The organism is Companilactobacillus futsaii JCM 17355 (assembly GCF_001435505.1).
GTDB classification, from domain to species: domain Bacteria; phylum Bacillota; class Bacilli; order Lactobacillales; family Lactobacillaceae; genus Companilactobacillus; species Companilactobacillus futsaii.
This window is the reverse complement of sequence record NZ_AZDO01000050.1, coordinates 51,912-65,745: the sequence shown is the minus strand read 5'-3', so window position 1 is coordinate 65,745 and position 13,834 is coordinate 51,912. Positions and strand designations below refer to the sequence as shown.

Annotated in this window: 17 protein-coding genes; 8 read left to right on the top strand and 9 right to left on the bottom strand. The window is 34.8% G+C overall.

Annotated features, from left to right (window positions below; translation table 11 throughout):
• Positions 1-167: 167 nt before the first annotated feature.
• The 3 genes from FC88_RS04835 to FC88_RS04825 form a co-directional block, all read right to left on the bottom strand.
• Positions 168-920, bottom strand: coding sequence for a hypothetical protein (locus tag FC88_RS04835; protein ID WP_057813348.1), 753 nt, complete (start codon positions 918-920; stop codon positions 168-170).
• A 139-nt stretch (positions 921-1,059) separates the two neighbouring features.
• On the bottom strand, positions 1,060-1,329 hold the full coding sequence (locus FC88_RS04830) for a zinc ribbon domain-containing protein (RefSeq protein ID WP_057813346.1): 270 nt from the start codon (positions 1,327-1,329) through the stop codon (positions 1,060-1,062).
• Between the two features lie 369 nt (positions 1,330-1,698).
• Positions 1,699-2,451: a tyrosine-protein phosphatase gene (locus FC88_RS04825; protein ID WP_057813344.1), complete on the bottom strand. Its 753-nt coding sequence runs from the start codon at positions 2,449-2,451 to the stop codon at positions 1,699-1,701.
• 93 nt (positions 2,452-2,544) lie between these two features.
• Between FC88_RS04825 and FC88_RS04820 the strand changes: the two genes are divergently transcribed.
• From FC88_RS04820 to FC88_RS04810, 3 genes are all read left to right on the top strand, one after another.
• Positions 2,545-3,279: a glycosyltransferase family 2 protein gene (locus FC88_RS04820; protein WP_235526902.1), complete on the top strand. Its 735-nt coding sequence runs from the start codon at positions 2,545-2,547 to the stop codon at positions 3,277-3,279.
• Between the two features lie 218 nt (positions 3,280-3,497).
• A complete protein-coding gene (locus FC88_RS04815; protein WP_057813340.1) occupies positions 3,498-3,767 on the top strand; it encodes a helix-turn-helix domain-containing protein in 270 nt (89 codons plus the stop codon).
• A gap of 122 nt (positions 3,768-3,889) precedes the next feature.
• Complete coding sequence (locus FC88_RS04810; RefSeq protein ID WP_057813339.1) at positions 3,890-4,906, top strand: helix-turn-helix transcriptional regulator; 1,017 nt, start codon at positions 3,890-3,892, stop codon at positions 4,904-4,906.
• A gap of 41 nt (positions 4,907-4,947) precedes the next feature.
• On the opposite strand, the gene FC88_RS04805 is transcribed toward FC88_RS04810, so the two are convergent.
• The gene (locus FC88_RS04805; protein WP_057813336.1) at positions 4,948-5,214 is read right to left on the bottom strand and encodes a hypothetical protein; all 267 of its coding nucleotides are present in this window, start codon (positions 5,212-5,214) and stop codon (positions 4,948-4,950) included.
• Positions 5,215-5,223: 9 nt separating this feature from the next.
• Entirely contained in the window at positions 5,224-5,538 is a 315-nt protein-coding gene (locus FC88_RS04800) for a hypothetical protein (protein ID WP_057813334.1), read from the bottom strand.
• A gap of 199 nt (positions 5,539-5,737) precedes the next feature.
• Between FC88_RS04800 and FC88_RS04795 the strand changes: the two genes are divergently transcribed.
• Complete coding sequence (locus FC88_RS04795) at positions 5,738-6,403, top strand: type 1 glutamine amidotransferase (RefSeq protein ID WP_057813332.1); 666 nt, start codon at positions 5,738-5,740, stop codon at positions 6,401-6,403.
• Positions 6,404-6,412: 9 nt separating this feature from the next.
• Positions 6,413-7,015: an alpha/beta hydrolase gene (locus tag FC88_RS04790; RefSeq protein ID WP_057813330.1), complete on the top strand. Its 603-nt coding sequence runs from the start codon at positions 6,413-6,415 to the stop codon at positions 7,013-7,015.
• A gap of 19 nt (positions 7,016-7,034) precedes the next feature.
• Here FC88_RS04790 and FC88_RS04785 read toward each other — a convergent pair whose 3' ends face one another.
• The gene (locus FC88_RS04785) at positions 7,035-7,847 is read right to left on the bottom strand and encodes a hypothetical protein (protein ID WP_057813328.1); all 813 of its coding nucleotides are present in this window, start codon (positions 7,845-7,847) and stop codon (positions 7,035-7,037) included.
• A gap of 267 nt (positions 7,848-8,114) precedes the next feature.
• On the bottom strand, positions 8,115-8,354 hold the full coding sequence (locus tag FC88_RS04780) for a hypothetical protein (protein WP_057813326.1): 240 nt from the start codon (positions 8,352-8,354) through the stop codon (positions 8,115-8,117).
• Positions 8,355-8,482: 128 nt separating this feature from the next.
• Between FC88_RS04780 and FC88_RS04775 the strand changes: the two genes are divergently transcribed.
• From FC88_RS04775 to FC88_RS04765, 3 genes are all read left to right on the top strand, one after another.
• Complete coding sequence (locus FC88_RS04775) at positions 8,483-8,863, top strand: YueI family protein (RefSeq protein ID WP_010018294.1); 381 nt, start codon at positions 8,483-8,485, stop codon at positions 8,861-8,863.
• A 15-nt stretch (positions 8,864-8,878) separates the two neighbouring features.
• Positions 8,879-9,859 (top strand): ribose-phosphate diphosphokinase, encoded by a 981-nt coding sequence (locus tag FC88_RS04770; RefSeq protein WP_057813324.1) that lies wholly within the window; start codon positions 8,879-8,881, stop codon positions 9,857-9,859.
• A gap of 112 nt (positions 9,860-9,971) precedes the next feature.
• Positions 9,972-10,613: an SDR family oxidoreductase gene (locus tag FC88_RS04765; RefSeq protein ID WP_057813322.1), complete on the top strand. Its 642-nt coding sequence runs from the start codon at positions 9,972-9,974 to the stop codon at positions 10,611-10,613.
• A 41-nt stretch (positions 10,614-10,654) separates the two neighbouring features.
• Here the strand turns inward: FC88_RS04765 and FC88_RS04760 are convergent, their stop codons facing one another.
• Complete coding sequence (locus tag FC88_RS04760) at positions 10,655-13,312, bottom strand: hypothetical protein (RefSeq protein ID WP_157060424.1); 2,658 nt, start codon at positions 13,310-13,312, stop codon at positions 10,655-10,657.
• Positions 13,313-13,450: 138 nt separating this feature from the next.
• Complete coding sequence (locus FC88_RS04755; protein ID WP_057813318.1) at positions 13,451-13,819, bottom strand: hypothetical protein; 369 nt, start codon at positions 13,817-13,819, stop codon at positions 13,451-13,453.
• Positions 13,820-13,834 lie beyond the last annotated feature (15 nt).

The window sequence follows — 13,834 nt, the reverse complement described above, 5'->3', positions numbered from 1 at the left end:
GTCGTCAGGATATTTTTCTCCTTAGTTATCTATACCAATTTAGTATTATATAAAATATCATGGTTATAAGATAGGTCTAGTTTGCAATTTAAATTTTAATAATCGAATATAAACAGCAAAAGAGCTTACGAATAGGCATCGTAAGCTCTTTTTGAAATATTTTTTAATTACATTTTTACTTTTGGACGTAAAGTGTAAGCCATAATCAATGAAATAACTGAAGTAATCAAGAGAACGTAAAAACTAGTTCCTAATGATTTACCAGTAGATGCAACTACTTGACCGGTAATCATTGATGAGTTGACGTAACCGAAGTTAATCACTACATACAAAGCAGCGTAGAGGATTGAAGGTAGGAAGGTAAATAATCTAACCAAACGAATCGTTCCACGTGATCTGAAACAAGCGGCAATCAAGGCAATGACTGGTGACAAGAAACAGATCAAACGAATAGCAGACACACCGTTGGTAATCCAAACAGGTTGAGCAACGTAAGCACTAGTCCGACTGGCAGCACTAGTAATTGTTGCTGAAAGAGAGAAACCATCTAGGAAGGGTCCACCGATTGAAGCGATGAAACCAATTAGTGAAGCTACGATAATCGTCTTTTGAGCTGTTGTCTTATGATTTGGTCTGAGACGATCAGCAGCTGATTCGTATTTAGGTTTTTTTTGATGAGTAGTTTGTGTAGTTGTATCAGGTTGCTTATTATCGGAATCTTTGTTAAAAGAAGTCTCGTGCTTTAAAGCTTTGTTAGCTCCAACTTCATTACCGTGACGAAGTTGTGAAAATAAGAACCATAAAATAATAACGATAGCTAAAGCGATATAACCGTAATTTCTTTTAACAACTAACAAAATAGCTGTAATGATGACTGCAAAAATACTGATATAAGCATTGTTTTTGGCAAACTTGATCATATTGTGGATAAAACCATCATTAGGGTCAGTTTGTTCAGCTTTTTTCTTAGCTTCAGCAGCCCGTCGTTCGTTTTCTGTTGGTGCAAAAGGATCCTTGATAGGATCTTTAATTGGATCCTCAAAAGAATGGTAGTCAGTCTCATGCTCTTGAGTCTTTTTGTAAGGCTTTTTGGTCGAAAGAACCGTACTCTCTTTGTTGAGCTGGAGCTTGTTGTAGTGGAGCTTCAGATTCTTTTTCTGATTTATCTTCTTGATTTAATTCATTTTCAATATCTGACAATGAGCGGATAGTGTCATCATCTTTAACTTGATTAGTAGTTTCAGTTTTTTTCTTCTTTAGGGCGTAGCCGCAATTATCACAAAATTTTTGATCTGGATCGACTTTATGACCACAATTTGGACAAAACATTATTCATTCCTCCATTATGTTGACAAAATAAGTATACAAGACAACCTCTATCATAGGAAGACATTCTCGGTAAAGTTCACAGAAACGTCACATGTTGTATATCCGAAACTTAATTATACAAAATATTCTTAGACTTTGCTTAAATAAATAAAAAAACCTCACACATCGGGAAATGAGTGAGGAAAACGATTGTAGGTTTTGTATTAGTCAAACTTCAAGGTATGGAAATGTTGCAAATCGGTATACGGGAGAGAACAGGCTGGATTTTTGAGTAAGAGGTGAGGTTCGTCTCTCCCGTAGTTGTATTATAACGAAAGCTAATTCAACAGTTCCAACCTAGTTTGATATAAGTAGATATTAACTTGTTGATTATTCAGTATAAATCGACTTTAGTTGCTTTAATTTGGCTTTATCAATACCTAAAGCTTTATCCAAATAATTGTCAAAAGTTCCATAGTAATGCTCAATAGCTCTGAAGACAGAGGTAATACTAGCTAAATCAGCTTTAGTCATATTCATCTTGTTGATATCTTGATTGCCGTTTTCGTCATTTAAAGTATTTTCGATCGTATCCATGTCACTATACATCAAGTTTGTCAGTAAATAGTCTTTAGTAATAGTTTCTTCATCTACACCTAATGCTTTCAAAACCAAGAGTGCACCGATTCCAGTCCGGTCTTTTCCGGCTGCACAGTGGAAGAGCAATGATTGTTTTGGTTGGTCATTATGCAACATTAAATCAAATAAAATCTTGTAAGCTTGTTGACCATGTTTATCGAGGACGACACTTTGGTAAATCATCCCTAGATAAGAATAATTGTCGTGGTTGATCATCATAGCCAATTTATCACCGTTACCCTTGAGTGGGTAGACGGGGTCGGAATAAATTTTATAAAAATCAGAGGTTGTGTCGGCCCAAGTCCGTTGTTCGCTGTTGGAACGGAAATCGACTACATACCGTAATCCGTAATTTTTAAGATAACTTAAAGATTTTCCTGTTAAATTACTTATATCCCCTGAACGTAAGAGTTTGTTATATTTAATTGTCGTTCCATCTTTAGTGGGATATCCACCTAGTTCACGTAAATTTATTGCACCTTCGAGATTTAATATACGTTTCATTTTTTGTCCTCCCCTGGTCGTTGCGTATTTTAGGTCATTAGAAGTATTATAATAATAAGGTGATTTATGGTGAGAAATAAACTTTCAATTATTATGACAGCTTATAATGTAGCTGATTATATTTCCAGCTCGATCGATTCAGTGATTGCTCAAACTAATCGAAACTTTGATTTAATTATTGTGGACGATTGCTCTACAGATCAAACTCAAAAGATAATCCGTTCTTATGCTCAAAAATATGATTGGATTTCGGTTATTTGTCACGCTCGAAATTTTGGCGTTTCAACAGCTAGAAATACTGGATTAAAAAACGCTGATGGCGAATTCTTAACTTTTATCGACGGCGATGATTGGGTCGAACTTGATTATGTCGAGCATTTTTTAGAAGTTTTTTCGGATCAAGATGTTGATATGGTAACTTGTGGTTTCTTTAACGAAACTGAGAGTGGTAAGGTCAAAAATAAGTTTACCAAGCGACAAACTAGTATCGTTGGCCGTGAAGAAGCAACTAAACTCATTATCAAGATGACCGGTACAGTTATGGGTTATACATGGAATAAAGCTTACGTCCGCTCAATCATTGAAGAACATAAGTTGCTGTTTCAAACCGATTTAGATTTGATGGAAGATCAAGTTTTTAATGTTGAGTATGCAGCTCATGCTAGAAAGTTTTATCTTGATAATTTACCACTGTATCATTATATTTCCCGAAAAGAGAGCATTACTAATCGTTTTGCGATGGAAAATGTCAGAGACATCGGTGTTGCTAGAATGAAGGTTTATAAAACTATTCGAGAAAGCACTCGAAATGAGAAAAAGCAGATTTAATATATATATTAATGGGTAAGTCGAGCCGAGTGCTTGGCTTTTTTTATGCCATCAATCCTCTTTAGAATAACATTTTATGGACTGAAAATGCTTACAAAGATATTTTTTGTTACTATCTTTTAAAAAATTGAGCTTTGTCTTTAAACACCGCCGGAATGTCATAATATGACATACCTCGATGATAGAATTTGAAATGATCAAAGAGGGGATGTTAAACATTGACTAATAAGGATTTAAACAGTAAAGAACGAGCCATTATGATTGCATTCAGAATGCTTTTTGGTGAGAAAATAAATGTAAAAGATACCGCTGAAGCTTATGGTGTTTCTAAAAGAACAATTTTACGAGATATTAGTGCAATCAGACATGTTCTAGCAGATAAAGATTTAGCCAACGAGCGCTTTAAATTGGAATATAATGAAAATCACAATAATTACAATATTTCAGATAGCGGGGTTCTGACCGTAGAAGAAGCATCATTAATTTAGTGGCGACCACTGATCGACGTCAATTAAGTCCAGCGCTGTTAAATGCTAAGGAAGGAAATTTGGCAAGACTATTAATTAAGGGAAAATAACATTATATAATCAAAATGACAGGGGGATTTAAAATGGAAGATGATAAAGAAAAATTAGATCCTGAATATCAAGATATTGAAAAAAGTGGTAGTCGTTATCGAATCTTGAATATTTTTACACGATTTTTAAATCATGAAACAATGACAATGGATTGGGCAACTGAGCATTATGAAGCCAATAAAACTGCTATTCAAAAAGATTTTAAACTTATCAGAAGAATTTTGGCCCAACAAATGCCAAATCGAGAATTAATTTTGGATAAAACGAATTCTGAGTATCACATTAGTCGAGAAGGCTTGATTGACGGTGCTGATGCGATAGCACTCTTAAAGATGTTGATAGGAACTAGGGCTTTTTCAAAAGAAGAATTAAAGGATTTTTTCAGTGATATCTTAGACCTGGTTGATGATAGTGCTTATCGTAATATTAAAATTCTATTATCTGCTACGATGGCTGAATACAAACCGGTTAAAGTTAGCGATGATTTACGTGAGAGAATTAGACGTTTGTCGGAATGCATTTTGAAAAAGAGATCTGTCACTTTTAAATATCACAGTAGTCGTCAAGGCAGTGATGCATCAAAAGATATTATTGGGGTCCCTATTAATATGTATTTTGATACTTCTTACTATTACGTGATGATTTATGTTTTAAAGGACGCTGATCCAAAAGACAATCCACGGATTTTTCGCTTAGATAGATTTGAATTTCCAATTAGTTCAAGTAAAAGGGCTATTAATATTCCTTATTCAAAAAAAGTTGATGAGGGAACAATGTTGAATAAAACTCATCTATTAAAGATGGGAAATGATGTCAATTATCGTTTTGAATACTTCAGTTATCCACAGACTGCTTTAGATAAATTACCAGGCTCTAGGATTGTGGAGAAAAAAGAAAATGGTGTCATTATTGAAGGTAGTATTTTTACTGAAGGGGCATTGTTGTGGATCTTTAGTCAAGGAAATCAACTGAAAGTTTTGGGACCTAGTTCATTGATTAAAGAAGTTAAACAGCGTTTGATTGATACTATGAAATTATACGAAAACTAAAAAATCGTTTGGAAATTAATCCAAGCGATTTTTTTTGAAAATTATTTTTCTAAGATGTTCATTACTTGTTCGTGAACTTTATCAGCTGTCCAGTTGCCATTGTTACTTCTTGAATAATGATACATGGTTTTTACAGGACGTTTGGCGTAACTAGTCAAAACTTTATTTACATTTCCACCTAAGGCAACTAGAGTAGCATCCTTTGAAATAGCAAGATTGTCTAGATGATTTTCAAGATTAATAACGTCGTCTTGTGTGATATCGACATCTTTACTTGAACTTTCAATGACATGCGATACATCAGTCATAAAAGAGCCTCAAAGTTCGGTGTTGTATAAAGCAGCAGCCAAACGATAATCCATACTGCCTTTATTACCATGGAAGTTCAAGAATAATTTATCTTTGTCTTGATCAATGGCAGCGTTGCCTTGGTTCATTCCAATGATAACGTATTTCGTATTCTTCAAACGTTCATCGATATCGCCAGTTAATTTATTCGTAGGAAAATGATTTGGTTGATAGTTGTCACCAAAGGCTTTTTCACGTTCATCTGGTGTCATGTTAGTTAAATCAGCATTAGGAACGTCCCAAATTGCCCAGCTATCTATCGAAGTAAATTTTGCATTTGTCATATAAATATTCCCCCAATTAATTTATCTATTTACATTCATAGAATAACACCGAGGGGTGTCATAATATGTCACTCTAAGAGTTCTATCTAGAGAAACTCAAAATAAATATTATTTTTTTTGACATGCTATAATAATTGCATATTGGGCAGTTGCAGGCGATACCCAGACCAAACACTGCCGTTGTCTGAAAGGAATTCTTATGAGAATAAATGTATTGCAACATACGCCAAATGAAGGTCCTGGAATGATCCAAGATTGGTCACAAGAACATGGGCATCAAATGTATATCTATCATCCTTATCAATTTGGATATTTACCATCTGCTGAACAGACGGATATGCTAGTTATTCTTGGTGGTCCAATGAGTCCTAACGACGATTTGCCTTGGATAAAGCAAGAACGTCAATTGATCAAAGAATTGCTGGTTCAAAATAAACCACTATTCGGTGCTTGTTTTGGAGCTCAACAAATTGCAAAAACGCTAGGCAAAGACATTAAAAAAGCCTCAGCTAAAGAAGTAGGTTGGGCGCCAGTTTACCGACAAAATGAAACAATCTTTGGCATCCCTGAGAAAATGACAGTTTTGCATTGGCATGAGGAGATGTTTGAAATCCCAGAAGGTGCTAAGTTGTTATTCTCAAGTGATAAAGTCAAAAATCAAGGTTTTGTTATGAATCACCGAATTATTGGCTTGCAGTTTCACATTGAGCCTAAGGCTGATAATGTGCGTGAAATGGTAGTGAATGATTTTCCATACATTGAAAATTCAGTCTTGAATCAGTCGAGTGAAGATATTTTGAATACAGCGGTGCCCGCAGAAAACAAATTGATTTTGGATCGCATGTTAGATTACATTACAAACTGAGGTGGCATTTTGAAAAAAGCGATTATTTATGTTCATGGCAAGGGTGGCAGTGCTTTAGAAGCAGAACGTTTTAAGAAAAATTGTCCTGATTTTGAAATGGTTGGCGTCGATTATCGAGAATATTTGCCTTGGGTCGTTGAAAAACAAGTCCGTGACACTTATGAGAAATTGACTTCAAAATACGACCAAATATTTTTGCTGGCTAATAGTATTGGCGCCTATTTCTCGATGTTAACTTTGCAAAATTTACCAATCAAAAAAGCTTTGTTTATTTCGCCAATTTTAGATATGGAAAAATCAATCACTGATACGCTCAAGAAAAATAATTTAACTGAAGCAGATTTAAAAAATCAACAAGAAATCACTTTAGGCCGTAAGACTTTATCGTGGAAATATTTGCAATTTGTTAGAGAACATCCAATCAATTGGCAAATAGAGACAGAAATTCTTTATGGTCAAAAAGATGATCATACTTCAAATGAAGTTTTGAATGATTTCATTGAAAACCATAACGCTCACGTAACGATAATGGAAAATGGAGAGCATTGGTTTCACACAAAAGAACAGCTAACTTTTTTGGATAATTGGATGAAAAAAATAGTCGAATCGTAAAATTCGGCTGTTTTTGTTATTAATCAAATGAACGATTATTGTATGGAGGATATCCATCGACACGTACGGTAGATTCGTCATCAATATTCCATTGAATTTTATTGACGTCAGAATAAAAGTTACGACTAGCAAATGAACTTGAGAAGACATCAACAATTGGCGAATCAGTGGTAAAAGCAAGGTATCGACCTTCAACGATTGAATTGTTGAGAGCATAAAAATCGCTGTCGGGACATTTATCATTGGCATTTACAGTCATGCGAATAAATGTTAATGATGATTGGAAATCAACGCCAATCGAATGATTAATCAAACAGTCTTTTTGTTTACAATTGGAATTTTTTAAATAAAGAGTGTTGATCGTATCATTGACGAGCAAATTAGGACAGTTTTCCAGATACAGACCAGCGGTTTCAATATCAGCAGTCGACACAACGGAATTGTAAAGTGCAAAAGAGGCATTTTTACAAAAAATCGTATTCCATTTGTTGTTGAGAGGGTGTAAGAAACGAACGTTTTCAGCATAAAAATGTGCATTATCGTATATCGCAACAGTGTTAAGGGGACTTTGACCAGATGAAATTGTCATGTTTTTAAGGATGATTTGAACATTATCACCAATTAAAAAATAAGCATGGAGTTTTATCGCACGGTTATTGTAACTATCACCAATGATATTGACACTTTTTTTCAAATTGAAATAGTAAGGTTTATTATCGGAAAAATAATCGCCCTCGGCCAGCTTGATTGTGTCGAAAGGTTTAGCAAGGTTGAGAGCAGTTACCAGGTCCAAATCCTTTTCGTTTGTGTTTTTGATATAAAATGTTGTCATATACGCAAGCCTCCATTTGTTTTGTAATTCCATTATATGGGGGCTAGTGGCATAGTATGGCAATTTAAAGAAACTACGCAAAATCAATAAATTAAAAAACATCAATTCAGACATAGCATGTAACCATTTGTTTGAATTGATGTTTATTTGTTTGATCATAAAAAATATAGAACAACTATCTAGTCCGGAATAGCAAAGAAAGTTGGCTCAGCTGTAAAATTTTCTTTGCTATGGAGGACGGAATGTTACGCTAGTCTACTAGAATCTTTAAACTTTTTTCTTCAAATGATACTTAACAATACCAGTATCAGAATCTTTAATGTCTTTTTTTTCATCTTTAGCAAAGTAAACCGCAAAGCTCGTATTGTCGGAAACATCTTGTGCAACTACTAGGGATGATTCGTAGGGATCCTTTGCTTTATAAATTTGTGCTCCACGAACTGCTTCGCCATAATCTTTGGAGTTAGCAATCGCATCGCCGGGGTTAAAAAATACCATTTCATCCATAAGTAACACATCCTTTCTCTTTTTTCCATTATACAATTATTGGACAAAAGATAGAAAATAATAACGATATCATTAACTTTTATTAATATCTTTTCTCAGCTATACTATGACATATGGAGGGTGTATAAATGACTAATGTTGAAGATTATATTAAACAAAATGTTTTTGGCAAGCCACAGTTAAAGCCTGATGAGAAGAACAAATTCTTGGGAAACTTTGCTGAAAGAGTAGCGATTGCTTTAACGATTGCCCAATTAAAAAATGAGGATAATATCAAGACAGTTGAAAGCGTTATGAAAAAATATCCAGAGTATCATCTGTACTTAAATGGAAAAATTGATTCATATATACTGGATAAATACCTACAATTGAGTGTAAAATTAAAGTATAAGTTTACAATAGTTTCACAATCGGGAGTTCGTAATAAGGACCGTGCCTTAACTGATAATGACATGGGACTAGTTATTGCTAACGAGGGTAAACCTGTTGATAGACCAGTGCTTATATAATTTTGGAGGACAAAAATGTCTAATAGCTCATTAGATAAAATTGCTTTACTTTCTTTAAATGGTAATAAACCATTAGCAAAAAGAATTTCTGACTACATGGGAATTCCATTGTTGGATGCTACCGTTTCACATTTTAGTGATGGTGAAATCAACATTCAAATGAACGAAAGTATTCGTGGAAAAGATGTTTACATTATTCATTCAGTTTCTGATCCTGTTAATGACAACTTCATGGAATTGATGATTGCCGTAGATGCTTTGAGACGTGCTAGTGCTAACAGCATTACTTGTGTATTGCCATACTTTGCTTATACACGTTCAGATAGAAAATCTCGTTCTAGAGAACCTATCTCAGCTAAGTTGTTTGCCAATATGCTAGAAATGGGACAAGTTGATCGCGTAATTGCCATCGACATGCATGCTGACCAAATTCAAGGATTCTTTGATATTCCGGTTGATCACTTACGTGCTATGCCAATTTTTGCCAGTTACTTTGAACAAAAAATCAAGAACCCTGACGATTTCGTCTTTGTAGCTCCTGATCACAATTCAACTAAACGTGCTCGTTCATTGGCTGAAGTATTTGGTTCACAAATTGCTATCGTCGACCAAAGATCAACTGAAGACGATAATGTTATTCCTGATATTATTGGGGACGTTGATGGTAAACAATGTGTTATCGTTGATGATTTGATTGATACAGGTACTAGAATGATCAATAGTGCTGAAGCTGTTAAAAAAGCCGGTGCTAAGACTATTTCTGCCGTTGCTACACACCCAATTTTCTCAAAGAATGCTGCCAAGCGCCTAGAAGCATCAGACTTGATGGAAGTTTTAGTTTCAGATTCAATTGTCGTTCCAGAAGAATGTCATTTTGATAAATTAAAAGTTTTATCTGTAACTGATTTAGTTGGCGATGCTATTCGCATGACTCAAGACAATGAATCAATCGACTCATTATTTGATGTTCGTGATAGCTTCACAATTATTAAATAAATTAATTAATCTCAATCCTTAGTGATTGGGATTTTTTTGTTATCAAAATACTTAATAATGGAAAAATAAAATAATTGTTGTTAAGGTAGTGTTACTTGAGGAGGTTTTATTAATGAAAGTACTTATTATTGGTGCCCATGGTAAAGTGGGTCGTTTATTAGTTGACGAGTTGAAAGCTAGAAAGATTGATTTTGCAGCTGGTTTGCGTAAAGAAGAACAAATCAAAGCTTATCAAGCAGACGGTATTCCAACTCAATACATTGATTTAACAGCATCTCCAAAGGACATTCAAAATTCCATTGCTGAATCTGGTGCCGATACGATCGTCTTCTCTGCTGGTGCCGGTGGTGCTGGATATGACAAGACAATTGAAATCGATTTGGACGGAGCCATCAAGACTATGGATGCCGCACAGATCTTAGGTATCAAGCGTTACGTTATGGTTAGTGCTGTTTACAGTGATGATCGTACTAAGTGGGAAGCTTCAGAAATCAGACCTTATTACGTGGCTAAGCATTATGCTGACAAGTATCTTCGTAGCACAAACTTAGATTATACGATCGTTCATCCTGGAACTTTAACTGATGATCCTGCAACTGGAAAAGTTAACATTCAAAGCAATTATGAAGGTGGATCGGTTGCTAGAGCAGATGTTGCTAAAGTCATTGCTCAAGCTATTCAAACTCCATCATCAATTAAAAATGAATACAATTTCTCTGCTGGAGATCAAGCTATTCAAGACGTTATTAGATAACAAAAAGGAGCCTAAGTTATTGAGGCTCCTTTTTGTGTGTCTTAATTAATATCGGCGTCAGCTAAACTCCATTCCAAGACTCCAGTATACTTACCGGCTTCATTTAAGCCAGTTTGTTTCAAGATTAAACCTGTGTCATCTTTCCAAGAATCAGAAATCATTGTTTCGGTTTCTTCAGGATAACTATGGTTGTCTTCTTCAATCAAAGTTGGCGAATCGTTTAGTGCAGATCTTTGGTCGTCGTCGATGTAAAGCAAGCTACCAGCGAATTGTTCATTGTCACCTGACTTAGTTAATGGTGTAACTACTCGAGTACGTAATTGCCAAGGATTGTTACGACTAGTTACTTTAACATAACCATCATCTTTACGGTGGATGTAGTCAGCTTTACTAGAATAATTGATGTCTTTGAAAGAAATACTCTTGGAGGCGTCAACTTCAAGAACTTTGTTAGGAACTACTTCAACATAGAATTGGACGTTGTTAGAGACTTTAGAATCCTTATCGGTCACTGTGATTTCAATTCGGTGAGGATTGTTCTTTTCTAATGAGAAAGTATTCCAAAAATCACTTGCGGAATCAAAGATAGTTTCATTGATAGGAATTTCGATTTTTTCAGTCGTATCGTTACCAGTGACGTTGATTTTACTTTGAATTTTTTTGTCATTATCGATATTGATATCTACGAGCAATTCATCTCCAGGGACAAATTTTTGTTCAGGGTTGTAAGATAGTTCGATAGGCAAAGTGATATTAGGATTTTCTTGTTGGAAACGGAGCGTGTAATTTTCTTCAAGCCCTTTAGCCATTAAACTCCAGTTCTTCTCATAACGAATATTAAACTCTGGAGAACTAGTTGAAATGATGGCATTGCTACCATTGAAGTAGGCGGGAGCCTTTTGAACTAGATGGTCTTTTAAGTCCTTGTTAATAGCTGTTCCAAAAATTTTGATGTTGGTAATTTTATTGTCGGCGTTATCGAGGTCTTTGGAAAGCTTTTTGTTGATTAAACGGCTATTAATGTCGACTCTGTTACTAGTACTTTCCGCTTGGCCACTAGTTAAAGATACGTCTGAAACTAATAGGTCATCTTGAGTACCATCTTGATATTCGATATAGCCGATACGTTTTTGCCCGGGAGTGTTGGGACTGTCTTCTTGGCGAAAATCTAAGTAAGTTTCCATATCAGGAATTTGGATAGCCGCCACGATATCTTTCCAAGATGGTTTTTGTGAATCGGGGAGAATCGCAGAATTGGATTTTGTATCATCGTCTTTGGCGTGACGAATTTCGTAATTTAAATCGACAGAATCACTACTATTGACGTCAATGTCAGTTGATTGATCAGTGATAGTTTTGTTTAATGTGTTATCAGTTATTGAACTGTTGGCGATTGGATTAGGGGAGTCGGGTAGGGTTTCAAGTTTGACATATTTGTCATAAACTTTATTAGGATCATCATCATCACTGTCTTGACCATAATTACTATTAGACCCTGTAAATCCCCAATAAACGTTGTAATTGTTATAAAGATTAAAGGTACTCATTGGAACTTTGATAGAAGATTCAACACGACGGAAGTATTCATTAGTTGATTTATTATTGTTGGTAATTCCGTTTTCATCTTTGTCGTTGTACACATAACTCAAAGTTCCAGCAGTGAGATCTTCGTTGGGTTCCCAAGTAATCGTGACGTGATGCCAACTAACTAAGTTTCCAAAATAATCATCGTCATTAGTTAACTGTGCTTTTTGTGGGTTTGCGTGAAATTGACCAAGAGTTGTTGAAACACGGTTTTTTGAATAATTAGAAGGTGGATCTGAAAAAATATTGACGAAGTAAGAATAAGGAGTTCCTGGCAAAGTAAAAGCAATATGTCCTGATCCAGCGTTATCCATCGTTTCTGTATAAATTTTAGGTCCTAAATAGGAGTTAGGAAGTAATTCACCTGAAGGAATTCCAAAAAAGTCTGATGGATTTCCAGCATCCATGACGGTACTATCGAAAGCATGTGAGGTAAAGTATTGATCACTTTTAATGCCTAAAATTCCCTTTTTGTAATGTAATTCAGTAGGGGATGCATCGTCAGTTACTTTGTTAAGATTAGTGTCAAACTCTAATGCAACACTATTTCTAATGGAAGTATTAGCAATGATATTTGGAGTAGCGGGTTTTACCGTATCGTCAATGTGAGTCAAATCCCACCCGTAAACGCCTAATCCTTGCAATCCAGTACCCATAGCTTGACCTTTTCTAATGTCGTTTTGTAGCACAAAAGCAAGTCCATCACCATTTGCTAGAGGATTATTATCATAAGGTCCAAAGTATAGCCACGCTGAAATACTTTGCTTTTGGGACAAATCCCAACGATTTTTTTCATTTGACCATAGAGCTCCGTAAGTTCCCATATTTGTATTAATTGTTTTTTCAAGAATGCCGCTTGATTCAGTTGAACCGGAACCATCGGTTAATTGTCCAGTATCAGTATTTAAAAATTGAGCGCTGTTCGTTTTAAAAAGATTAGTACCATTGTCTGGATTAACGACTACAGGGTCGTAGACGGATAGATAATCTTTTATAGGTAAACCAGCTGGTTCAGAAGCATAAATAGTATTTGTATTAAAGAAAACGGCAAAGAATAACCAAAAAAAGGATATAAAAATATATCCAATCAGATGCTTATGATGTCCTTTCATCAAGATTCACTCCCCTAAATGTATATTCATTGTATATAATAGTATATCAAGATATGAATCCGTTTTCATTTCATTTATTAAAAATATTATTTTTAATAAATGAAACACAAAAAAACCGATCCCAAAAGGAATCGGTAAAAGTTAAGCCATCGTATCTTCAACGACGTATTCGTTTTTATTTTTGAAATTGGGAAGAATTTTATTCTTAAGTTGTTGGTTTTCGAAGATAACTGCATCGTAAGGATGATCCTTCAAATAACGGGCAACTTTATTAGTAAAATAATTAAATTTCAAAACATCATGCTTATTGGATTTTTTAGAAAATTTCTTAAAAAATGAGTTCAAAAGTGAATCAAAAAGTAAAATCCGTTTAGGTATCTCAATTGATTGGGTATTTCTCGTATACCAAATTTTTTGAGTTCCTGGAGTAAAAATGACATCAACATCACTATTGTAGGGAATCTTATTGATATCTAAAGCTACGGCAATAACTTTCTTTGTCTCTGACATAATCTAAGACTCCTT